At 62.4% G+C, this 22,356-nt stretch carries 23 protein-coding genes and 3 tRNA genes; 4 read left to right on the forward strand and 22 right to left on the reverse strand.

Annotated elements, in window-relative coordinates:
* Positions 1-71 precede the first annotated feature (71 nt).
* From rpoB to tuf, 15 genes are all read right to left on the reverse strand, one after another.
* Positions 72-4,208, reverse strand: coding sequence for a DNA-directed RNA polymerase subunit beta (gene rpoB / locus NKI05_RS10220; protein ID WP_023686024.1), 4,137 nt, complete (start codon positions 4,206-4,208; stop codon positions 72-74).
* A 248-nt stretch (positions 4,209-4,456) separates the two neighbouring features.
* Positions 4,457-4,834 (reverse strand): 50S ribosomal protein L7/L12, encoded by a 378-nt coding sequence (gene rplL / locus NKI05_RS10225; protein WP_023667436.1) that lies wholly within the window; start codon positions 4,832-4,834, stop codon positions 4,457-4,459.
* A 54-nt stretch (positions 4,835-4,888) separates the two neighbouring features.
* Entirely contained in the window at positions 4,889-5,407 is a 519-nt protein-coding gene (gene rplJ / locus NKI05_RS10230; RefSeq protein ID WP_023667437.1) for a 50S ribosomal protein L10, read from the reverse strand.
* 374 nt (positions 5,408-5,781) lie between these two features.
* On the reverse strand, positions 5,782-6,480 hold the full coding sequence (gene rplA, locus NKI05_RS10235) for a 50S ribosomal protein L1 (RefSeq protein ID WP_023667438.1): 699 nt from the start codon (positions 6,478-6,480) through the stop codon (positions 5,782-5,784).
* 4 nt (positions 6,481-6,484) lie between these two features.
* Complete coding sequence (gene rplK, locus NKI05_RS10240; RefSeq protein WP_006333334.1) at positions 6,485-6,913, reverse strand: 50S ribosomal protein L11; 429 nt, start codon at positions 6,911-6,913, stop codon at positions 6,485-6,487.
* 172 nt (positions 6,914-7,085) lie between these two features.
* On the reverse strand, positions 7,086-7,613 hold the full coding sequence (gene nusG, locus NKI05_RS10245) for a transcription termination/antitermination protein NusG (RefSeq protein ID WP_006333333.1): 528 nt from the start codon (positions 7,611-7,613) through the stop codon (positions 7,086-7,088).
* 27 nt (positions 7,614-7,640) lie between these two features.
* The gene (gene secE / locus NKI05_RS10250) at positions 7,641-7,844 is read right to left on the reverse strand and encodes a preprotein translocase subunit SecE (RefSeq protein WP_023667439.1); all 204 of its coding nucleotides are present in this window, start codon (positions 7,842-7,844) and stop codon (positions 7,641-7,643) included.
* Between the two features lie 489 nt (positions 7,845-8,333).
* On the reverse strand, positions 8,334-8,801 hold the full coding sequence (locus tag NKI05_RS10255) for a hypothetical protein (RefSeq protein WP_023731757.1): 468 nt from the start codon (positions 8,799-8,801) through the stop codon (positions 8,334-8,336).
* 73 nt (positions 8,802-8,874) lie between these two features.
* Positions 8,875-9,336: an Hsp20 family protein gene (locus NKI05_RS10260; RefSeq protein ID WP_352792368.1), complete on the reverse strand. Its 462-nt coding sequence runs from the start codon at positions 9,334-9,336 to the stop codon at positions 8,875-8,877.
* A 429-nt stretch (positions 9,337-9,765) separates the two neighbouring features.
* Positions 9,766-9,841 (reverse strand) — tRNA-Trp (locus NKI05_RS10265).
* A 160-nt stretch (positions 9,842-10,001) separates the two neighbouring features.
* The gene (locus tag NKI05_RS10270; protein WP_023667442.1) at positions 10,002-10,484 is read right to left on the reverse strand and encodes a group II truncated hemoglobin; all 483 of its coding nucleotides are present in this window, start codon (positions 10,482-10,484) and stop codon (positions 10,002-10,004) included.
* A 91-nt stretch (positions 10,485-10,575) separates the two neighbouring features.
* Positions 10,576-10,773 carry a hypothetical protein gene (locus NKI05_RS10275; protein ID WP_352792353.1) on the reverse strand — a complete coding sequence of 66 codons (198 nt, stop codon included), beginning with the start codon at positions 10,771-10,773 and terminating at the stop codon, positions 10,576-10,578.
* Positions 10,746-12,266 (reverse strand): hypothetical protein, encoded by a 1,521-nt coding sequence (locus NKI05_RS10280; protein ID WP_352792354.1) that lies wholly within the window; start codon positions 12,264-12,266, stop codon positions 10,746-10,748. The genes NKI05_RS10275 and NKI05_RS10280 overlap by 28 nt, the downstream gene beginning before the upstream one ends.
* 328 nt (positions 12,267-12,594) lie before the next feature.
* Positions 12,595-14,229 carry a COG3904 family protein gene (locus NKI05_RS10285; protein ID WP_023815328.1) on the reverse strand — a complete coding sequence of 545 codons (1,635 nt, stop codon included), beginning with the start codon at positions 14,227-14,229 and terminating at the stop codon, positions 12,595-12,597.
* A gap of 147 nt (positions 14,230-14,376) precedes the next feature.
* Complete coding sequence (tuf, locus tag NKI05_RS10290) at positions 14,377-15,552, reverse strand: elongation factor Tu (RefSeq protein ID WP_023723394.1); 1,176 nt, start codon at positions 15,550-15,552, stop codon at positions 14,377-14,379.
* A 313-nt stretch (positions 15,553-15,865) separates the two neighbouring features.
* On the opposite strand from tuf, the gene NKI05_RS10295 reads away from it, so the two are divergent.
* On the forward strand, positions 15,866-16,753 hold the full coding sequence (locus tag NKI05_RS10295) for a DMT family transporter (protein WP_352497464.1): 888 nt from the start codon (positions 15,866-15,868) through the stop codon (positions 16,751-16,753).
* A 65-nt stretch (positions 16,754-16,818) separates the two neighbouring features.
* Here NKI05_RS10295 and NKI05_RS10300 read toward each other — a convergent pair whose 3' ends face one another.
* Entirely contained in the window at positions 16,819-17,076 is a 258-nt protein-coding gene (locus tag NKI05_RS10300) for a GlsB/YeaQ/YmgE family stress response membrane protein (protein ID WP_023667446.1), read from the reverse strand.
* A 130-nt stretch (positions 17,077-17,206) separates the two neighbouring features.
* Here NKI05_RS10300 and NKI05_RS10305 point away from each other — a divergent pair, with 130 nt between their 5' ends.
* On the forward strand, positions 17,207-17,683 hold the full coding sequence (locus tag NKI05_RS10305) for a YidB family protein (protein ID WP_023681465.1): 477 nt from the start codon (positions 17,207-17,209) through the stop codon (positions 17,681-17,683).
* Here NKI05_RS10305 and NKI05_RS10310 read toward each other — a convergent pair.
* On the reverse strand, positions 17,680-18,567 hold the full coding sequence (locus NKI05_RS10310) for a helix-turn-helix transcriptional regulator (protein ID WP_023815330.1): 888 nt from the start codon (positions 18,565-18,567) through the stop codon (positions 17,680-17,682). The genes NKI05_RS10305 and NKI05_RS10310 overlap by 4 nt on opposite strands.
* Before the next feature lie 213 nt (positions 18,568-18,780).
* On the opposite strand from NKI05_RS10310, the gene NKI05_RS10315 reads away from it, so the two are divergent.
* Positions 18,781-19,170 (forward strand): VOC family protein, encoded by a 390-nt coding sequence (locus tag NKI05_RS10315; RefSeq protein WP_023805252.1) that lies wholly within the window; start codon positions 18,781-18,783, stop codon positions 19,168-19,170.
* A 16-nt stretch (positions 19,171-19,186) separates the two neighbouring features.
* Here NKI05_RS10315 and NKI05_RS10320 read toward each other — a convergent pair.
* The 3 genes from NKI05_RS10320 to NKI05_RS10330 form a co-directional block, all read right to left on the reverse strand.
* Positions 19,187-19,260 (reverse strand) — tRNA-Gly (locus NKI05_RS10320).
* A 28-nt stretch (positions 19,261-19,288) separates the two neighbouring features.
* A tRNA-Tyr gene (locus tag NKI05_RS10325) sits at positions 19,289-19,373 on the reverse strand.
* Positions 19,352-19,591 (reverse strand): hypothetical protein, encoded by a 240-nt coding sequence (locus NKI05_RS10330; protein ID WP_155929598.1) that lies wholly within the window; start codon positions 19,589-19,591, stop codon positions 19,352-19,354. The genes NKI05_RS10325 and NKI05_RS10330 overlap by 22 nt, the downstream gene beginning before the upstream one ends.
* On the opposite strand from NKI05_RS10330, the gene NKI05_RS10335 reads away from it, so the two are divergent.
* Positions 19,584-20,435 carry a TrmH family RNA methyltransferase gene (locus NKI05_RS10335; protein WP_023754744.1) on the forward strand — a complete coding sequence of 284 codons (852 nt, stop codon included), beginning with the start codon at positions 19,584-19,586 and terminating at the stop codon, positions 20,433-20,435. The two genes, NKI05_RS10330 and NKI05_RS10335, sit on opposite strands and share 8 nt — an antisense overlap.
* 55 nt (positions 20,436-20,490) lie before the next feature.
* Here the strand turns inward: NKI05_RS10335 and NKI05_RS10340 are convergent, their stop codons facing one another.
* Together NKI05_RS10340 and hyi are read right to left on the reverse strand one after the other, a co-directional pair.
* Positions 20,491-21,375, reverse strand: coding sequence for a 2-hydroxy-3-oxopropionate reductase (locus NKI05_RS10340; protein ID WP_023815332.1), 885 nt, complete (start codon positions 21,373-21,375; stop codon positions 20,491-20,493).
* Positions 21,376-21,533: 158 nt separating this feature from the next.
* The gene (gene hyi, locus NKI05_RS10345) at positions 21,534-22,331 is read right to left on the reverse strand and encodes a hydroxypyruvate isomerase (protein ID WP_023744853.1); all 798 of its coding nucleotides are present in this window, start codon (positions 22,329-22,331) and stop codon (positions 21,534-21,536) included.
* Positions 22,332-22,356 lie beyond the last annotated feature (25 nt).

Here is a 22,356-nt window from a genome sequence, read left to right on the forward strand (position 1 = left end):
CTGGCCGTAGAATTTGTCGCATCCGGTCGCGGCGTTCCGCGACCGGATGTCTTGCTTACTCGGCCGCGCCCCTATTCGGCAGCATCTGGCAGCCGGACAGGGTTGTCGTCGAGCTTGGTGTTCTCCAGCTCGACATTGAGGCCGAGAGACCGCATTTCCTTGACGAGCACGTTGAAGCTCTCGGGAATGCCGGCCTCGAACGTGTCGTCGCCGCGCACGATCGCCTCGTAGACCTTGGTGCGGCCGGCGACATCGTCCGACTTCACCGTCAGCATTTCCTGCAGCGTGTAGGCGGCGCCATAGGCTTCCAGCGCCCAGACCTCCATTTCGCCGAAGCGCTGGCCACCGAACTGCGCCTTGCCGCCCAGCGGCTGCTGGGTAACGAGCGAGTACGGACCGATCGAACGCGCGTGGATCTTGTCGTCCACCAGGTGGTGAAGCTTGAGCATATAGATATAGCCCATCGTCACCTTGCGATCGAACGGCTCGCCGGTGCGTCCGTCATAGAGCTGCGACTGACCGCTGGTGTGCAGGCCCGCCTGCTCCAGCATGATGTTGATGTCGACTTCATGCGCGCCGTCGAACACCGGTGTCGCGATAGAGACGCCGCGGCGCATCTGCTCGCTGAGGCGAACGATGCTCTCGTCGTCATATTCGCGGACCGGCTCGTTGCGGTCGTTGGCTGGGATGAAGCTCTCGAGCGTCTTGCGCAACGGCTTGATGTCTCCAGCCGTCTTGTACGCGTCGATCAGCTCGCCGATCTTCTTGCCCATGCCCGCGCATGCCCAGCCCAGATGCGTTTCCAGGATCTGGCCGACATTCATGCGGCTCGGCACACCCAGCGGGTTGAGCACGATATCGGCATGCGTGCCGTCCTCGAGGAAAGGCATGTCCTCGACCGGAACGATCCGCGACACGACACCCTTGTTGCCGTGACGTCCCGCCATCTTGTCGCCCGGCTGCATCTTGCGCTTCACGGCCACGAAGACCTTGACCATCTTCATGACGCCCGGAGGCATTTCGTCGCCGCGCTGGACCTTCTCGACCTTGTCCATGAAGCGCTGCTCGAGCGCCTTCTTGGAATCGTCGTACTGGCCACGCAGGGCTTCCAGTTCGCTCTGGAGCTTTTCGTTCTCCACCGCAAACTGCCACCACTGCGAACGCGGATACTCGTCAAGCGTGTCCTTCGACAGTTTCGAGCCCTTCTTGAAGCCCTTCGGCCCGGCAATCGCTTCCTTGCCGACGAGAACGTCGGAAAGGCGCGAATAGACGTTGCGGTCGAGGATCGCCTGCTCGTCGTCGCGGTCCTTGGCGAGGCGTTCGATCTCCTCGCGTTCGATCGCCATGGCGCGCTCGTCCTTCTCGACGCCGTGGCGGTTGAAGACGCGCACTTCGACGACGGTGCCGAAGGTGCCCGGAGGCATGCGCATCGAGGTGTCGCGAACGTCGGACGCCTTTTCGCCGAAGATGGCGCGCAGGAGCTTTTCTTCCGGCGTCATCGGGCTTTCGCCCTTCGGCGTGATCTTGCCGACCAGGATGTCGCCCGGCTGCACTTCCGCGCCAATATAGACGATGCCGGCTTCGTCGAGGTTCTTCAGCGCTTCTTCCGAAACGTTTGGAATGTCACGCGTGATTTCCTCCGGTCCAAGCTTAGTGTCGCGGGCCATGACCTCGAACTCCTCGATGTGGATCGAGGTGAAGACGTCGTCGGCCACGATGCGCTCGGAGAGCAGGATCGAGTCCTCGTAGTTGTAGCCGTTCCACGGCATGAACGCGACCAGCACGTTGCGGCCGAGCGCCAGATCGCCGAGCTCGGTCGACGGACCGTCGGCGATGATGTCGCCCTTGTTGACGCGGTCGCCCATGCGCACCAGCGGACGCTGGTTGATGCAGGTGTTCTGGTTCGAACGCTGGAACTTCATCAGCCGGTAGATGTCGACGCCCGACTTGCCGGGATCGAGATCTTCCGTGGCGCGGATGACGATACGCGTCGCGTCCACCTGGTCGACGATGCCGCCGCGGCGGGCGCCGATGGCGGCGCCCGAGTCACGGGCAACGATCGGCTCCATGCCGGTGCCTACGAACGGCGCTTCGGCGCGCACCAGCGGCACGGCCTGACGCTGCATGTTGGAGCCCATCAGCGCGCGGTTGGCGTCGTCGTTCTCGAGGAACGGGATCAGCGCCGCGGCCACGGACACCATCTGCTTGGGCGACACGTCCATCAGATCGACGTTTTCGCGCGGCGCCATCATCACTTCGCCGGCGCTGCGGCAAATGACGAATTCGTCGACGAAACCACCATTCTTGTCGAGCTCGGCATTGGCCTGCGCGACGTGGTGCTTGGACTCTTCCATAGCGGAGAGATAGACGACCTCATTGGTCAGCTTGCCGTTGACGATCTTGCGGTACGGGCTTTCGATGAAGCCGTACTTGTTGACGCGCGCGAAGGTCGCCAGCGAGTTGATCAGACCGATGTTCGGGCCTTCCGGCGTCTCGATCGGGCAGATGCGGCCGTAATGCGTCGGGTGCACGTCCCGCACTTCGAAGCCGGCGCGCTCGCGGGTCAGACCGCCCGGTCCAAGTGCCGACAGGCGGCGCTTGTGGGTGATCTCCGACAGCGGGTTGGTCTGATCCATGAACTGCGACAGCTGCGAGGAACCGAAGAACTCGCGTACGGCGGCAGCCGCCGGCTTGGCGTTGATCAGGTCCTGCGGCATCACCGTGTCGATCTCGATCGAGGACATACGTTCCTTGATCGCGCGCTCCATGCGCAGCAGGCCGACGCGGTATTGGTTCTCCATCAGCTCGCCGACAGAACGCACGCGGCGGTTGCCGAGATTGTCGATGTCGTCGATCTCGCCCTTGCCGTCGCGCAGCTCGACCAGCGTCTTGACCACGGCCAGGATGTCGTCCTTGCGCAGCACGCGCACGGTATCCTCAGCCTTGAGCTCGAGGCGCATGTTCATCTTGACGCGGCCGACGGCCGACAGGTCGTAGCGCTCCGAGTCGAAGAACAGCGAGTTGAACATGGCTTCGGCGGTTTCAAGCGTCGGCGGCTCGCCCGGGCGCATGACACGGTAGATGTCGAACAGTGCGTCCTGGCGGCTCTCGTTCTTGTCGACGTTGAGCGTATTGCGGATGTAGGCGCCGACATTGACGTGGTCGATGTCGAGAACCTTGATCTCGCTTTCGCCCGTGCCGAGCAGCACCTTCAGCGTCTTTTCATCGATCTCGTCGCCGGCTTCGAGGAAAATCTCGCCGGTGCCGTAGTTGACGATGTCCTCGGCCAGGTAATTGCCGAGCAGATCCTCGTCGGTCGCCTTGATCGCCTTCAGACCCTTTTCGCCAAGCGCCCTTGCCTGGCGGGCGGTGATCTTCTTGCCGGCCTCGACGACAACTTCGCCTGTGTCGGCATCGACGAGGTCGCCAACGGCCTTGAGGCCGCGGAAACGCTCGACGTTGAACGGGATGCGCCAGTGGTCGCCGGCGCGCTTGTAGGTGATCTTGTTGTAGAAGGTCGACAGGATCTCTTCGCCGTCCATGCCGAGCGCCATCAAGAGCGACGTCACCGGAATCTTGCGGCGGCGGTCGATGCGGGCATGCACGACGTCCTTGGAATCGAACTCGATGTCGAGCCACGAACCGCGATAGGGAATGACGCGCGCCGCAAACAAAAGCTTGCCCGAGGAGTGCGACTTGCCCTTGTCATGGTCGAAGAAGACGCCCGGCGAACGGTGCATCTGCGAGACGATGACGCGCTCCGTGCCATTGACGATGAAGGTGCCGTTGAGCGTCATGAGCGGCATGTCGCCCATATAGACGTCCTGCTCCTTGATGTCCTTGATCGACTTTGCGCCGGTATCCTCGTCGATATCGAACACGATGAGGCGCAGCGTCACCTTGAGTGGCGCGGCATAGGTCAGGTCGCGCTGACGGCATTCGTCAACGTCGAATTTCGGTCCTTCGAACTCGTACTTCACGAACTCCAGCATCGAGGAGCCGGAGAAATCGGAGATCGGGAAAACCGACTTGAAAACGGCCTGCAGTCCCTCGTCCGGACGCCCACCCTTGGGCTCCGCCACCATCAGGAACTGGTCATAGGATGCTTTTTGAACCTCGATCAGGTTCGGCATCTCCGCAACTTCCGGAATCTTTCCGAAGAATTTGCGTACGCGTCTGCGGCCATTGAAAGTCTGGGTCTGGGCCATCGTCGCTCCTTAGCTATAAACTCGGGGCGAGCCTCGCCGCGGCTCACCTTGCATGCGCGGCCACCTCGGCGGCGGCCCCTGATCTGTTTCCCGCCGCCTGGCGGCGACGGCTAAAACGGGAGAAAACCCGTTTCCTGAAGGCCGGTTTCGGCCCTCAGGAAAGAGGTTCTCGTACATCTCGCGCTACGCATCCTCCCCTCTGGTGAAGGGAGTGGCGGACGGCGCGAGGCCGCCCGCCGCTTTTATGCTTACTTCAGGTCGACCTTGGCGCCGGCTGCTTCCAGCTGGGCCTTGAACTTCTCAGCGTCAGCCTTGGAAACGGCTTCCTTGACCGGCTTCGGAGCTGCTTCGACCAGATCCTTGGCTTCCTTGAGGCCCAGGCCGGTGATGGCGCGGACTTCCTTGATGACGTTGATCTTCTGAGCGCCTGCCTCGGTGAGGACGACGTCGAATTCCGTCTTTTCCTCAGCCGGAGCAGCAGCAGCGGCAGCGCCGCCGGCAGCGGCAACCGCCACCGGAGCAGCAGCCGAAACGCCCCACTTTTCTTCCAGAAGCTTCGACAACTCGGCCGCCTCGAGGACGGTCAGCTTCGAAAGGTCGTCTACGATCTTTGCCAGATCAGCCATTGTTGTATTCCTTCATCAGGTTCGAACGTGTGTTTGTGATAGCGAGGAACGGCCTCATGCCGCCTCGTCCTTCCGGGCGTAAGCGCCGATGACGCGCGCGACCGAAGCCGCTGGCGCATTGACGATCTGGGCGATCCGGGTTGCCGGCGTGGCGATCATGCCAACCAGCCTGGCGCGCAACTCATCGAGCGACGGAAGTGTGGCGAGTGCCTTCACACCGTCGGCGTTGAGCGAGGTGGTGCCCATTGCGCCGCCGAGAATGACCAACTTGTCATTTCCCTTGGCGAAATCGGACGCGACCTTCGGCGCCGCAATCGGATCCTCCGAATAAGCGATCAGCGTCTGTCCCTTGAACAGGTCGATGATCGATGCGGAGTCCGTGCCCTGAAGAGCGATTTTGGCGAGACGGTTCTTCGCGACTTTGACGGTGCCACCGGCAGCGCGCATTTTCGACCGAAGGTCGTTCATTTGCGCGACGGTGATACCGGCGTAGTGGGCCACGACGACTGAACCAGCGCCTGCAAAAGCACCATTCAGGCCCGTGACGAGTTCGCGTTTTTCCGCTCTGTCCACTGCCTATCTCCAGTTGACCCCTGCCCCGCTAGTGGGACAGGCGTCGGGTTGCCTTTTTGCCGGCCGGGCCATCCATTACAGATCTCCCGAACGACGCTCGAGGATCCTGCCCCCTTTCGCCACATCGACGGCAAGCCGGAGATGCGCAGACAAAAGGCAAACACGGTTCGAACCTTTCATTGGAGCTTGTCGCTCCGTTGTCCGGTTTTCACCCGTCTCATGCAGGCCTAGTTCAATTAAGGCTTCTGGGCCGCCTGCAATCTCGGACAGGATTTCCGGAAGCCTCTCGACTTCCGGTACCGGGCCGCCGACAAGTCGGAGGCCCGGAATTCACTTGCGGATCAGCGCCTTGGCAGCCGATCCAGATGTTCGTATCAAGACGCTGCGAGCGTCGAGACGTCGAGCTTGAGGCCCGGGCCCATCGTCGAGGTGACCGACACCTTCTTGACGTAGTTGCCCTTGGCGCCAGCCGGCTTTGCCTTGGTCACGGCATCGGCGAAGGCGCGGACGTTTTCTTCCAGCGCCTTGACGTCGAACGAGACCTTGCCGACGCCGGCATGAACGATGCCGGCCTTCTCGACGCGGAACTCGACAGCGCCGCCCTTCGATGCCTTGACGGCGGCGGCGACGTCGGTGGTGACGGTGCCGACCTTCGGGTTCGGCATCATGCCGCGCGGGCCCAGCACCTTGCCCAGACGGCCGACCAGCGGCATCATGTCCGGCGTGGCGATGCAGCGATCGAAGTCGATCGTGCCCTTCTGGACGATGTCGACCAGATCCTCGGCACCGACGATGTCGGCGCCGGCGGCGCGAGCCTCATCGGCCTTGCCGCCACGTGCGAACACGGCGACGCGGACAGAGCGGCCGGTGCCGTTCGGCAGGTTGACCACGCCGCGGACCATCTGGTCGGCATGGCGCGGGTCGACGCCGAGGTTCATCGCAACTTCGATGGTCTCGTCGAACTTCACCGTCGAACGGTCCTTGAGCAGCTTCAGCGCCTCACCAAGGGCATAGGCCTTGTTGGGGTCGATGCCGTCGCGGGACTTCGATACACGCTTTGCAATCTTTGCCATGATCTCAGCCCACCACTTCCAGACCCATCGAGCGGGCGGAGCCCTCGACCATGCGCATGGCCGCCTCGACGTCGTTTGCGTTCAGATCCTTCATCTTCTGTTCGGCGATGGCGCGCACCTTGTCGCGACCGATCGTGCCGGCCTTGATCTTGCCCGGCTCTTTCGAACCCGAAGTCAAGTTCGCCGCCTTTTTCAGGAAGTAGCTCACCGGCGGCGTCTTCATGACGAAGGTGAAGGACTTGTCCTGGTAATAGGTGATGACGACCGGGATCGGCGATCCCTTTTCCATTTCCTGGGTCTGCGCGTTGAACGCCTTGCAGAATTCCATGATGTTGATGCCGCGCTGACCAAGTGCCGGGCCGATCGGCGGAGACGGCGTAGCCGATCCCGCTTTGACCTGGAGCTTGAGCTGGCCTGCAATTTTCTTAGCCATCTCTTTCCTGCCTTTATCTCATGCCGGCCCCAGTATCGGGAACACCGGCGGTTGCAGTCTGGTGGTGCGGTCCGCGCGGCCGGCTAAAGCCGCATTCGCCTCCCACCCGTTCATGGCCGCGCGCTTTCCGCGCCGCCTCCCCTTGCCGGCGAACCGGCGCAGGGTTTTCGGATCAGCCCTTTTCGACCTGTCCGAATTCCAGATCGACCGGCACGGCGCGCCCGAAGATCGAAACTTCCACCTTGAGCCGCGCCCGCTCCTCGTCCACTTCCTGGACGAAACCGTTGAACGAGGCGAACGGACCATCCGAAACGCGGATCGCCTCGCCGATCTCGAAAGTGACCGAGGGCTTCGGCCGCTCGACGCCTTCCTGAACCTGGTTCAGGATGCGCTGCGCCTCGGCTTCGGTGATCGGCACCGGCTTGGAGTCACCGAGGAAGCCGGTGACCTTCGGCGTGTTCTTGACCAGCGAGAACACCGCATCGGTCAGATTGGCCTTGAGCAGCACATAGCCCGGAAAGAACTTGCGCTCGGCATCGACCTTGCGGCCGCGGCGGATTTCGACGACCTTCTCGGTCGGCACCACGATCTGCTCGATATCGGCGGACAGGCCCTTCTGCTTGGCCTTGTTCTCAATGTCCTCGGCGACCTTCTTTTCGAAGTTCGAATAGGCGTGGACGATGTACCAGCGCGCGGTCATTTCAAGACTTCTCCGTAATCGCCGGACTTAATGGCCGAGGCTCAGTAACCGCTCGATCGCGTAGCCCATGGCCACGTCGGCGGTGAAGAAAAAGATCATCGCGATGACCGCGAATACGAGCACCATCACCGTCGAGATCATCGTCTCCCGGCGCGACGGCCAAGTCACCTTGGCAGTTTCCGCGCGGACCTGCTGGAGAAAGACGAAAGGATTTGTGGTTTTCGAAGCCATATGCCGCTCTGTCTTCAAGACCCGTTGGCCGGGTCTCCTGGATGATCCCGCTGGCCGGGACGTGCCGCCTGGGTTCAAGTCGACGCCGAATCAGCGCCATTTCGCCCATGCAAATCGGACGCGTAAAGCCGGCTTCCCAGCTCCACGCGTCGCGTGTCTGTTGTGTCTACATAAAACCGATTCTTGATCCACGCAAGTGGCAAGTGTCCGCTTTATGACCAAACGCCGCCTCGGAACCATCCAGTCGTCCCGTCCCGGCTATCGAGGCCTTATGCCTCAGTTCGCCCAATATGGCAAGCCACCTGCCCTTTTTCAATGCCGGACCCCAATTCCAGGAGGTGGATCCGGAAATCAGGCACGCGATTACAAGTTCGAGGAAATGGCGTTGCGGACGAACCTGCGACCTGCTGTTTTGGAAACCAAATGAAGCGCACGCAAGATTGGAATCCAGCTGCCCATGCCGAGGCAGCTGGATCAACCCAGGGTTAGTTAGGCACAGGCGAGTTCGACCCCGGCCACTGCGCCGATTCCGCATGGTGGGCGTGGGCGCGGCGCGATCACTGCCGGGCACGGGGGCGGGTCGTCGTCATCGTCGGGGCCGAAAGAACGGCCCCGACGCCGCCAAGCCTTGAGAACGCTGCGGCGCGAGGAGGGTCGCCAAGGCAGCACCCGGCCTGAAGTCTCTTTCCCCAGCGTGGGTTTCTCATCCAGAGCCTTCAACGCACTCAGAATCTGGTCGACAGGGATTACCGTGCCGTTGTCCAGGCGGCGCAAGGCAGGCTGGTTTTCCACCGCGCAGGCATCGGACGCCCACGAGGAAAGCAGTGCCCGCTTTTCTCCACTGCTGAGGCGTGGATGGTTGATGACGTTGTCTGGATTGTCGAGCAGGCACAAAGAAGTTTCAATTTTGCCCGAGCGTGCCGCAGAAAGTGTCGGTGTCTCGTAGAAGTTGTCCATCTCCATTCTCCGCAATCTGGGCCTCCCGGCCGAAGCCGGGAGGCGGACCGCAGGGATAACTGAATCGATACGATCAGGCCGCTTTGCGGGTGCGTTCCGTATCCTGGGCGATCTGCTTGCCCACCTGGGCGTCGCCGGCCCCGATGCTAATGCGGCGCGGCTTCAGCTCTTCGGGAATCTCACGGACGATGTCGATGGTCAGGAGACCGTTCTCAAGGTTTGCTGCCTTGATCTTCATGTGGTCGGCAAGCTTGAACGTCTGCCTGAAACTGCGGTAGGCGATGCCCTGGTGCAGCAGCTGGCGTCCGCTCTGGTCATCAGCCTTCTGGCCTGCCACGACCAGTTCGGGTCCATGCTGGGTCAGCTCAACCTCATCCTGGCTGAAGCCCGCGATGGCCATCGAGATACGGTAATCGTTCTCGTCGACCTTCTCGATGTTATAGGGTGGCCCGTCGGGCCGCGTACCATTGTCGGGCATGTCGAAAAGACGGTCAAAACCGACGGTGCTGCGATAGAGAGAGTCAAAGGTTCTCACAGCCACATCCTCCTTGAAGCAACATGGGTACAAGGGCGCCGCCCAGCAGCGCCGCCTTTTGCCAAGCCAATCGGCCTCGGCGGGAAACGAATTAGGAAGGGCTGAAAACCGGTTCAAGAGCCCTGTTCAAAAAAATTCCAGTAGCCAGGCCAGCATCCCGCTTCCAATAATTCGCAGCCGCTGAAAAGCAGCTGGCGGCAGCAAAATAGGCCTATTCTGAATTGTGAACGCAAATGGCAATTGGCTCGCCAATGGCAGTTGAATCAAGGAAATTGGTTCGTGGAAATACGCCGACTTCGGCATTGCGCATCAGCGCTCTCGCTCTGCGCATGCCTTCGGAACGTCGCTCGTCGAGTACGCGGCTTCAGCCCAACCAAACGAGGAGCCAAAACAAGGCGTTTCTAAAATGCCGGATTCCAACGAGGAAAATGGCACGGGCAGCAGGGCTCGAACCTACGACCTGCGGTTTTGGAGACCGCCGCTCTACCAACTGAGCTATGCCCGTACGCGCGTTTCAGCGCAGGCGCTTCCTAAAAGCTTCCGGGCGCGCTGTAAAGAGTTGTCTGACGCGCTTTCAGATCCTTTGCCGGAAATCCGAATAGGTGATGACCAGCCCGTCCCTGCCGATCTCGATTTTTCGCCTGCCTGAAGCCGCATGCCGGCGCTCAATCCCCGGCCGGCGGCTTGTACGGCCCGCCCGGTACGCCCCAGCCCCAGGCCGGCATCGGTTCGGTCTGCGGGTCGCAGGTCTCGCCGAGGGTGGAATTCATCTTGGCAAGCCGTGACCCCCATTCGACATAGCCCATGAAGGCGGAACGGAATTCGGGATCGTCCGGCAGCCCGACCGCATCGGCGGCATCGGCAAGCAAGCTGATCCAGCGGCGGCGCTGTTCCTCCGTCAGATGCTTGCCCAAGTGATGCATGACCATCTCGCGATGGCCGCCATGCTGTTCGCTGTAGGTCTTGGGTCCGCCAAAAACCTCGCCGATGAAGGCCGCGACATGCGCGGGATGATCCGGCGACATGTGTTTGAACACCGGGCCGACCACCGGGTCGCGGGACACCTTGTCGTAAAAGGTTTCCGTCAGCCGATTGAGGGCTTCGATGCCGCCGGCCCATTCGTAGAGTGTCGGGATATCCTGGCTCATTCTCGATCCTCCCCCGGGCGACGCCTGCCACGACGATAGCGGAGAAATCGGGCATGGCTCAACCTGCCTCGATGGCCAGTTTCTGCGATGCCTACAGTTTGGCGGGCGACTCGGCCTTGGCTGTCGGCGGAAGCAAACAGTTGTCGGGCTTGGGTGAGGTTTTGCAAATAGCGGGGCCAGTTAGCGCCTCCACCGACTCCGGCCCGGTTGTCAGCCCGACTTTGAGCATCATGTCGGGCTCGAGCTGACGCTCGACCGAGCCTATCGCGGCGAACAGAGCTGGGTCCATCTCCATCTCCTCCAGGTAGGCTTTAACCAACTGCGTCTGTCCCTCGAGGACATGCTGAGCCTCGCCTTGGGATCGACCAGCCTTTTGGCGTCGGCGGCAAGCATGAGCGCGCAGGCCGAATCGCACTCCACTCCAAAATCGCTAATCAGCCCGACATAGGCACCGTTATCGGCCAAGCAGCCTGCCTCGGGCGGGTCGCAGCCGACGATAGTGGTGCGAGCGACGGCGACGTCGAGCTTCCGTTCATGGATAAGCCTTCCCGCGGCCAGAGCGCTGAACAGGCTGCCCCCCTGTGAGCTGATCACCACCGGCAGCCGCCGGTTGCCAAGGGTGTCGAGCAACTGGCGCAACTTTTGCGGGGTCTGAGGCGTCATCGCGCCTTCCGCCGAGATCCATTCCGGGCAATCGGGATTGCAGAGCGAGTCTCTGCCGCGAACGACAACGAAGCGCATATCTGGCGTCGAATTCCCTGGCGCTGCCTGCAACGGCTTGGGAGCTGGAGCCTTGGCCGCCTGAGAAAGTGGGGGGCCGGTCTTTGCCTTGATCGCAGCCACCACGGCCGGCTTGGCCACGGGCGTTTGTCCGCCGGCTGGCTTGTTTCCCGGTATTTCCCGGCAGTTCGGAGCCGGCGGGTCGAACATGCACAAACTTGCTCTGGTAAACAGCTCAAGAGTGTCCGTGCTGGTCGCCAGTTTCATCGTCAGCATATCGTGGAGGCCGATCTGCCTGATGTCGCTGGCCGGCGTCGCCTTCATCAAGTCCAGCACGCCCTGCCCGATACCCATCTCTCTGAGATAGGCCGAGATCTTTCTCGCGTACCCCTTACTCATCTCATAGGTCTTGTAGCTTTCACCCGGAGTGACGGTTTGCGTGGTGACCCGATATTTTTTGCCCCGTTTGACGCGATAGGTGGTCCGGTAGTGCGTTGTGGAGGGGAACCAGGTGGTGGTGATCTGATGAACACCCAGATAGTTCCAGCCGCCGGCGACGCGCCGGACGCCTCCGGCAAACATCAGCGGACAGGCGGAGTTGCAGATGGCGCCATCAGACGCCCGGCCGAGATAGGCGGAACCTTTGCCGTAACTAAAACCACAACCATCCGTCCCGGGCCAACAGTCGGAAAACTCGGTCTTGCCTACGGCGATATCGAGCTTGTTCTTGCGGATTATCCGGCCAAGTTCGAGCGCTGCATTGACGTTGCCGCCAAAGGAATTGACGATAATCGGCAGTTTGCGACCGCCAAGCTTCTTCAAGGTACGCTTGAGCAAGGCTGGCGTGCCGGCTGCGATGTCGCCTTCGGCGGAGATCCACTCCGGACAATTGGGCTCGCAGCCAGGTGCGCTGCTGCGCGTGACGACAAACTGCATCTCCGAGCGATCGTCGGTCCATATCGTCGGATCGGTCGGATAGAGCACTCCCTGCAGAGGGGGTACTGTCTGCCATGTCCCGGGGGAGGCATCCTCGGCCTTCGCGGCGAAGGCAGCTATCGCCATCGCGGCCACCGTCGACAGCCGGACCAGCCCGCGCCGCCACCGTCCCACAGTGTCTGAACGTTGTCCCCAAACCACGCCCGGCAAACCCCTCAATGCAATCCATAATAGTTGCGGCGACGGTGCTTGCAATAGCTTTGAAACAATCGTGCAATACTTGTGCCGCGCAACGCCGGAAACAAAAAGGCAGCCCCAAAGACCGCCCTTTCCTGGTCCATCCGGCTGATATCAGTTCGACTATTTCTCGATGGTGACGACGATGCTGGCAGCGACGGTGCGGGGCCCTTCACGGAACGCGAAGCAAGGCGTCTCTTTCATGCGATAGGCACGATCAGCCATTGGACGACGGCACCACGCGGCAATTCTCAGGTTTCGGCGCCGATCTGCAGATGCTGGACCCCGTCAGCGCATCCACCGACTGGCGCCCGGTCGTCAGGCCGACCTCCAGCATCATGTCGGGTTCGAGCTGACGCTCGACCGAACTGCCCTGGAGCGCCCGGAACAAAGCGGGGCTGATCGCCATCTCGTCGAGGTAGGATTTGACCGCCTGCTTCTGCCCCATCAGATAGAGGCTGAGCCGCGCCTGGGAACCGACAAGCCGCCTGGCGCCACCGGCCAGCATGAGCGCGCAGGCCGAATCGCAGTCGCCGTCGCCATCGACGCTCAGCCCGGCATAGGCGCCGTCCTTGGCCAGGCAATTCCACTCTGCCGGGTCGCAGCCGACGAAATCGGTGCGGGCAACGGCAACGTCGAGCTTCTTTTCATGGATGATCCGGCCCGCCGCCAGGGCGCCGGAGAGGTCTCCGCCTCGCGAGCTGATCACCACCGGCAGCCGCCGGTTGCCAAGCGTGGCGAGCAATTGGCTGAGTTTCTGCGGCGTCTGGGGCGTAATCGCGCCTTGCGCTGCAATCCATTCCGGGCAGTCGGGATTGCAGAGCGGGTTGCTGCCGCGAACCACGACAAAGCGCATGCCGTCATCGTGCGGCGCGCTCTCCGGCTTCACCGGCAGCGGCGCAGCCTTTGCCACGTCCGGCAGGCCGCCGGCTGGCTTGTTCTCCGGTATCTCCCGGCAATTCGGAGCCGGAAGGTTCAGCCTGCACAGGCTTGCGCTGGTCAGCAAATCTGCAGCGTCGTCGCTGGTGACCAGCTTCATTGTCAGCATGTCGCTGAGGTCGATCTGCTGGATGTCGCTGGCCGGCGTGCTCTTCATCGTCTCGATGATGCTGAGGTCGACACCCATCTCCTTGAAATAGGCGGACAGCTTGCGCTCCACCCCCTTGCTCATCTCGTAGGTCTTGTAGCTGCCGGTGTTCTTGCGGCTGATGACCTTCTTGCTGATGACCCGCTTCTTGCCTTTCACGATCCGGTAGCGGACCTGATATTGCACGTTCATCTGCACGATCGTGGTCGTGATCTGGTGGACGCCGAGATAGGCCAGCGGCCCGACCAGGCGCCTGGTGCCGCCGGCCAGCATCATTGGACAAGCGGACGCGCAATAGCTGCCGAGCACATAGGGGCTGCCGATATAGTGCGCGCCTCTGGCGTCGTTCTCCTTGCAGTTTTTCATCCCCGGCTCGCAGCCGACGAACCACGTCCTGCCGACCGCGATGTCGAGCTTGTTCTTGCGTATCATCCGGCCCATGGCGATGGCCGCATCGACATCGCCGCCCGGAGAGTTGATGACGATCGGCAATTTGCGGCCGCCGAGCGTTTTCAGGGCAGCCTTGAGCAGCGCCGGCGACTTGGCCGATATCGCACCCTCGGCCGATATCCATTCCGGACAGGTCGGCTCACAGCCCGCCGCGTCGCTACGCACGACGACGAACCGCATCGGCGGATCCGGATCCGGCTCTGAATTTTTTGTCTCGGCCGCGAAGGCGGCGCTGCCCACGGCAAGCATCGACACCAGGCAGATCAGCCCCAGTGCCAACCATGGCCGACTATGCAAACGGTGCTGTGGAACCATCCGACCAAGCCCTCAACCCAATCTATACTGTAGAGGCTCACAGACTTGCAACAGAGATTGGGACCCCAAACAGGCACATCTGGCCAACGAAAAAGGGCGGCCCGAGGGCCGCCCCTATCCGTTTCGATCCGGCGATGCCGGGCTCGATTACTCTTTGATGGTGACGACGATGCCGGCACCGACGGTGCGGCCGCCTTCACGGATGGCGAAGCGCAGCTTCTCTTCCATGGCGATCGGCACGATCAGCTCGACATCGACCGTGATGTTGTCGCCGGGCATAACCATTTCCGTGCCTTCCGGCAGCGACACGATGCCGGTCACGTCGGTCGTGCGGAAGTAGAACTGCGGACGGTAGTTGGTGAAGAACGGCGTGTGACGGCCACCTTCGTCCTTGGTCAGGATGTAGGCTTCGGCCACGAACTTCTTGTGCGGCTTCACCGTACCGGGCTTGGCCAGAACCTGGCCGCGCTCGACGCCTTCACGATCAACGCCGCGCAGCAGCGCGCCGATGTTGTCGCCGGCCTGGCCCTGATCGAGCAGCTTGCGGAACATCTCGACGCCCGTGCAGGTCGTCTTGGTCGTCGGGCGGATGCCGATGATTTCCAGTTCCTCGCCGACCTTGACGATGCCGCGCTCGACGCGGCCGGTCACGACCGTGCCACGGCCCGAGATCGAGAACACGTCTTCGATCGGCATCAGGAACGGCTTGTCCAGCGGACGAACCGGCGTCGGGATATAGGCATCGACCGCAGCCATCAACTCGCGGATCGCATCTTCGCCGATGGTCTTGTTGGAATCTTCCAGAGCAGCCAGCGCCGAACCCTTGACGATCGGAATGTCGTCGCCGGGGAACTCGTTCTTCGACAGAAGCTCGCGAACCTCGAGCTCGACCAGTTCGAGCAGCTCGGCATCGTCGACCTGGTCGACCTTGTTCAGGAACACCACGATCGACGGCACGCCGACCTGACGGGCAAGCAGGATGTGCTCGCGGGTCTGCGGCATCGGGCCGTCGGCGGCCGACACGACCAGGATCGCGCCGTCCATCTGCGCGGCGCCCGTGATCATGTTCTTCACATAGTCGGCGTGGCCGGGGCAGTCGACATGGGCGTAGTGGCGCGCTGCCGTCTCGTATTCGACGTGCGCCGTCGAAATCGTGATGCCGCGGGCCTTCTCTTCGGGCGCCGCATCGATCTGGTCGTAGCGCTTGTACTCGCCAAAATACTTCGTGATCGCCGCCGTCAGCGACGTCTTGCCATGATCGACGTGGCCAATCGTGCCAATGTTCACATGAGGCTTGTTACGCTCGAATTTACCTTTTGCCATAGTCTCTTTCCTTGGACGGCCTTGACCTTCAGTTCAGTCGAATGCGGGGCGATTAGCGACTACGGCCGAAAAACACAAGTGCCTTGTGGCCGGGTGCGCTGTCCACTCGGTCTCAACCGATGATCCGATTGCGGGGATGTGGCGCTGATATAGGAACGCGCGAGCGGAAATGAAATGGGGGCTGCGGGCTCCAGCACCTGTTTGCTATTCCCGCCCATGTCCTGTCCCGCCCATGTCCTGGCCTTTGCCTGCCGGATGTGCAGCCGGCGCCTGGCCCATTGCCGCTACGGCGGCGGTCTGATTTGGTTGCCCCATGCAATTCATACCGACCTCCATACGCGGCCCGCTGTTCATGATCGTTTCGACGGGGTCGTACCTCGTCAACGACACGATGATGAAACTCGCGACCGCGGGCTTGCCGTCCTATGAAGTGCTGTTCCTGCGCGGGGTCGCGGCCACGCTATGGGGCATGCCGCTGCTGTTCCTGCTGGGCTATGGCAGGCAGATCCCTTTGATCTTCGACAAACGCGTGCTGCGCCGCAACCTGCTCGAGCTCGCGGCCATCCTCTGTTACGTCGTGGCGCTGGCCAACATGCAGATCGCCGATTCGACCGCGCTCGGGCAGATCACCCCGCTTTTGATGCTGGTCGGCTCCTCCATCCTGTTCGGCGAACGGATCGGCGGCGTGCGCATGGCGCTGATCGGGCTCGGTTTCGTCGGTGCGCTCATGGTGGCCCAGCCGACTATGCAGGGCATCTCGGTCTATGCGTTGCTGGCGCTCGGCAACGCAGCATTGGCGGCGGCGCGCGATCTTGCCGGCAGGCGGGTCGCGGCCGAGGTGCCGGGCATGATCGTCGCCATTTCCGCCGTCGTGGTGGTGCTGATCGGCGCGGGCGCCGCGCATCTCGTTTCCGAGCGCTGGGTGATGCCGGAAGCCCGGCACCTGCTGCTCATGGCCGGCGCCGGATTCTTCCTGATCTTCGGCCATTTCTTCATCTTCATGGCCTATCGCGTCGGTCCGACCGGCGTCGTGGCGCCGTTCTACTACTGCTTCACCGTCTGGGCGGTCATCTCAGGCGTGCTGGTATTCGGGCAGTTCCCGAATGCCCTGGCGGTCTGCGGCATCCTGCTGGTGGTCGCGAGCGGGCTGACCATCGTCTCGCTTGATGAACGCAAACGCAGGCTGACCGTCGTCGCCTGACCTTTAAGTCAACGCGTCGAAGCAGGTTTGGCCGTCCTGCGGTCAGCCAGTCGGCAGACTGGTGCCTAAAGCGTTCGCTTGCCGGAGAACTGGTGATAGGCCCACAGCACGACGACCGCGCCGATAACGGCGACGATCAGGCTCCAGATGTTGAGGCCGGTCACGCCCGTGGCGCCAAAGGCGCTGAAGATCAGCCCTCCGACGATGGCGCCGACAATGCCGAGCACGATATCCATGATCAAGCCCTGGCCGGTCTTGTTGACGATCTTGCTGCCGATAAAGCCGGCGATGACGCCGAGGATGATCCAGCTGATAATGCCCATTTTTCCTCTCCATTCCCCGCCCGCCGATCATGGTCACATGATTGTCAAAAGCTCAAGCCAACTTGAAATTCCGCCCGCATGGTCCATTGTAGCCGGCGGGACGGGCTTGGTCGTTATGGAGGATTGACCTATGGGACTTTTTGACAACGCCGTGCCCGGCGGCAACATCACCAAACCGCTGATGATCGCGCTCGGCGCGCTGCTGGTGGGAAAGATGCTGAGCGGCAGAAGCGCCGAACAGACGAGTGCCGAAGAGACGGGCGAGCCCGCCCAGCCTCAAACGCCAGCCCCCACCGGAACCACGGCCTCAGGCGACGGCGGCCTGCTTGGCGGACTGGGCGGACTGCTCGACAAGCTCAAGACTGCCGGCCAAGGCAATGTCGCTGACTCCTGGGTCGGCACCGGGCAGAACCAGCCGATCAACGCCAATGATCTCGGCAAGGCGATCGGCCCGCAGGTCATTCGAGAGATCGCGCAAAGGACCGGACTGGACGAGCAGGAGTTGCTCAAGCAATTGTCCACAGCCCTGCCAGGCATTGTCGACAGACTGACGCCGAACGGACAGGTGCCGCAGCAACACCAGGTCGCGTCCGCCTTCAACAGCTAGACTTCTGCGCCTGCATCACGCGCAAACACGCCCGGCACCGCCTTGCGGCTGTCGGGCGTTGCTTCGACCAGCGCCGCGAACCGCCTGGCAGTCGACGCATCGACCGGCGTGTAGACGGAAACCGAGAAATCACTGTCGCGGCCGCCCGGCTGCAGCGTGGCGAAATCGAACGACATCGCGCCGGCGACAGGGTGCCGGATGGATTTCCGCCAGATCGGTGGCTCGGCGATGTCGCGGCTGTTCCAGCACGTGGCGAACGCTTCGCTTGCCGCTTCCAGTGACGAAACCAGTGCGGCCAGCACCGGATCGCGAGTCATGGCAACAGTGGCAAGCCGGAACTGCGCCGCCGCCGAGCGCGAAACCTCCGGCCAGTCGACAAAGCGCTGCCGCCATTCCAGGTCGAGAAACAGCCGGGCGAGCAGGCTGCCGGACCACTCATCATCCGTCTCGAAATCCCCGAGCAGCACCGCCGCCGGGTGGTTCCAGGCGACGACCTGCCAGTAGCGGTTGACGATATAGGCCGGGTGCGGCGCCAGCCCGTCGAGCAGGCTTAGCAGCGGCGCGCTGGGCAGGCCTTGCTCGCCGAGCCGGTTTCGCCAGTCGAGATCGGGTCGCGCCAATTGGAACAGATAGGCCTGCTCGGACCGGCTCAGCTTCAGCACCCGCGCCAGCGAGCGAAGCACCTGCGGCGACGCGTTCACCTCCCGTCCCTGCTCGAGCCAGGTGTACCAGGTGGTGCTGATCCCCGCCTCGGCTGCGACCTCTTCGCGCCTGAGGCCCGGTGCCCGGCGGCGGCCATTGGCGCCATCGATCCGCGGCAAGCGGTCCCGCCGCTCGCGCAGGAAGCGGGCAAGCTCGTCGTGCCGTGGGCCGTCATAGGTCATGCTGTCACCTCTGATACCAGTATAAGCGGTAGTCTTGTACCCCTTTAAAGGAAAGCTAGGTTGCGAGCGATCGCCTGAAAGAACTCGTCCATGCACCTCGCCCGACGCCAGCTATTTCCCCTCACCTTCCCTGTGTCGTGTCCGGGCAGGCGCGGGCCATCGAGGCCACAACGCAACATCGCCCCAAAGGGCATCGACCCAAGGACATCGACAATGAATGCTCTCAACCAGATCCGTCAGATCGACTACACCGTCATCTTCGCCCGCGACATGGCCGCCATGCGGCACTTCTACGGGGATGTGATGGAATTTGATCTGCAGCGCGAACTCGGCGACAGGTGGATCGAATACCGGGTCGGCCCGAACACGCTGGCCTTGACCAGCCTCGGCATGATGTTCAACGACACGCCGCAGCAGCGGGATGCGCTGTCGCTGCAACTGGCATTCCGGGTGGCGCCGGAGATGCTCGCTGCCTGCGCCGAGGCGCTTCAGGCCAAGGGCGTGCAGCCGGTCCTGCCGCTCACCGACCAGGAATGGGGCCACAGAACAGTGTTCTTCCGCGATCCGGACGGCAACGTTGTCGAGATATTCGCTGAGATCTGATGCGGAGTGGGGAGTTTGGAGCGGGTAGCGGGAATCGAACCCGCATATTCAGCTTGGAAGGCTGCTGCTCTACCACTGAGCTATACCCGCATCGTCCTCAAGGTTCGCGGGCTGGCAGTGGTGGAGAGGGTTGGATTCGAACCAACGTAAGCTAAGCTAACGGATTTACAGTCCGTCCCCTTTAACCACTCGGGCACCTCTCCAGCCTGCCGTCGAAGCCTTGCAACGAGGCATTCTCGCCGATCAGGTCGAAACCAGGGTTTTGTCCGAAATCAGCGAAGCGCCTTATGGCGGCAAGGCCAGTGGGTGTCAACCGCACCGCAAGGCAAAATGCGCTGAATTTGACAGCCTGCCCGGCAAGCCGGCTTTCTGCCTGTATCCACAGCCCGGCGACGCGGCTATAGAAGCCGGCCATGAGCAATGACAACACGCCCAAGACCGCCAAAGACACCCACTACGCCAAGCTGCGTCGCGCCCATCGCGACGAGAAGGCCGGCGGCGCGCCCGCCTTCCGGCCGCGCCAGCCGGTGCCGCCGGGCGAGAACGCCGCCGACGGGCTGGTGCGGCTTTATGGCCTGCACACGGTGCGCGCCGCGCTCGACAATCCGCGCCGGCGGATCAGAAAGATGTTGGTGACGCGCAATGCCGCCGAGCGGCTGGCGATCGCCGACCTCGCCGCTTTGCCGTTCAAGGCCGAACTGGTCGAGCCGAAGGACATCGACAAGATCACCGGTTCGGACGCCGTCCACCAGGGCGTGCTGATCGAGGCCGAGCCGCTGAAGCCCAAGCGCCTTGACGCGCTCGGCGATACCAAACTGGTGCTGGTGCTCGACCAGGTCACCGACCCGCACAATGTCGGCGCCATCCTGCGCTCGGCGGTCGCCTTCGGCGCCGGTGCGCTGATCACCACGGCCCGCCACAGCCCGCAGGAATCCGGCGTGCTGGCCAAATCCGCCTCCGGCGCACTGGAACATATCGACCAGATCGAGGTGAAGAACCTGGCCGACGCGCTGGGACAGTTGCACGAAGCCGGCTTCCAGACCATTGGCCTCGATTCCGATGGGCCAGCGGAGCTCGAAACGAGTTTTTCAGGCGAAAAGATAGCGTTGGTGCTCGGCGCCGAAGGCAAGGGCCTGCGCCAGAAAACGCGCGAGACGGTGACGACACTCGCCCGCCTCGACATGCTCGGCGCCATCCGCTCGCTCAACGTGTCGAACGCCGCGGCGGTGAGCCTTTATGCGGCACGGAAATTCCTTGGAAAGTGAATGGTGAAATAGTGAATGGTGAATGGTGAATGGAAGCGTTCTTACCATTCACCATTCACCGCACTTCATGTCCCGCCATCCGCTCCAGCGCACGAACTAGCGCTGAGTGATCCTCTTTTGCCCCGCCATTCGCCGAGCATGAGTTGAACAGCTGCTGCGTCGTCGACGTATTGGGCAGCGAGACACCGAGTGCCTTGGCGCCTTCCAGCGCCAGGTTGAGATCCTTCTGGTGCAGTTCGATGCGGAAGCCCGGCGCGAAGGTGCGCTTTATCATGCGCTCGCCATGCACTTCGAGGATGCGCGATGCCGCCAGCCCGCCCATCAGCGCCTGCCGGACCCTGGCCGGATCGGCGCCGGCTTTTGCGGCGAAGACCAGCGCCTCGGCGACCGCCTCGATGGTCAGGGCCACGACGATCTGGTTGGCAACCTTGGTGGTCTGGCCGACGCCGTTCGGGCCGACAAGCGTGATGTTCTTGCCCATCTTTTCGAACACGGGCTTGGCGCGCTCGAACGCCTTGTCCTCGCCGCCGATCATGATGGTCAGCGACGCCGCCTTTGCGCCGACCTCGCCGCCCGACACCGGCGCGTCAAGATAGTCGCAGCCGAGATCGTTGATTTTCTTGGCGAAAACCTTGGTCTCGATCGGCGAGATCGAGCTCATGTCGATGACCAGCTTGCCCTTGCTCAGGCCGGAAGCGACACCGTTCTCGCCGAACAGCACCTCGGCTACCTGCGGGGTGTCGGGAACCATGGTGATGATGATATCCGCGGCCTTCGCCACTGCCGCGTGGCCGGTGATGCTTCTCAAGCCCTTGGCGACGAGATCGGCCGGCGGCTTCGAGCGGTGGTCGCTGGCAATGACGGCGTAGCCGGCATCCAGGAGATGCCCCGCCATCGGCGCGCCCATGATGCCAAGGCCGATGAAGCCGATGGTTTCCATTGTTGTTCTCCAAATGACTGTGTGAAACGCCCCCTCATCCGGCCGCTACGCGGCCACCTTCTCCCCGTTGGGGAGAAGAGGCTGGCGCTAACCTCGGCGATCTCTTCTCCCCTCGGGGAGAAGGTGGCCCGAAGGGCCGGATGAGGGGGCTGCGACGCTTAAGCCGCAGCACTCCCCTGCCCGTTAAGCTCTCTGAACCACCCCAACCCGGCCTCCGTCCCCGCCTTCGGCTTGTATTCCGCCCCGACCCAGCCGGAATAGCCGATCCTGTCGATATGCTCGTAGAGGAAGGGATAATTGATCTCGCCCGTCCCCGGCTCGTGACGGCCGGGATTGTCCGCAAGCTGGATATGCGCGATGCGGCCGAGGTTGGCCTCGATGGTACGGGCGAGATCCCCCTCCATGATCTGCATGTGATAGATGTCGTATTGCAGGAACAGGTTCTTCGAACCGACGCGCTCGATCAGCGCCAGCGCCTGCTCCGAATAGTTCAGGAAAAAACCCGGTATGTCGCGCGTGTTGATCGGCTCGATCAAAAGCCGGATGCCGGCCTGCTCCAGTTTCTCGGCTGCAAACGCGAGGTTCTCGGCTAAAGTATTTTCCAGCACCGAACGATCCACGCCCTGCGGCGCGATGCCGGCGAGGCAATTGACCTGCTCGCAGCCGAGCGCATGGGCATAGCTGATCGCCTTGGCGATGCCTTGCCGGAATTCCGGCGCGCGGTCGGGCAAAACCGCGATGCCGCGCTCGCCCTTGCCCCAGTCGCCGGCCGGGAGGTTGAACAGCACCTGTGTCAGGCCGTTCTTCTTCAGCCGGGCCGCGACCACGTCAGGCGTATGATCATAGGGGCCGATATATTCGACGCCCTTGAAGCCGGCGCGGGCTGCGGCATCGAAGCGATCGAGGAACTCATGCTCGCCAAAGAGCATCGACAGATTGGCTGAAAAACGCGGCATTCTTTTTCTCCTTCTTCTGCTTGGC

The sequence above is a fragment of the Mesorhizobium sp. M0771 genome (genome assembly GCF_040320155.1).
Lineage (GTDB): Bacteria > Pseudomonadota > Alphaproteobacteria > Rhizobiales > Rhizobiaceae > Mesorhizobium.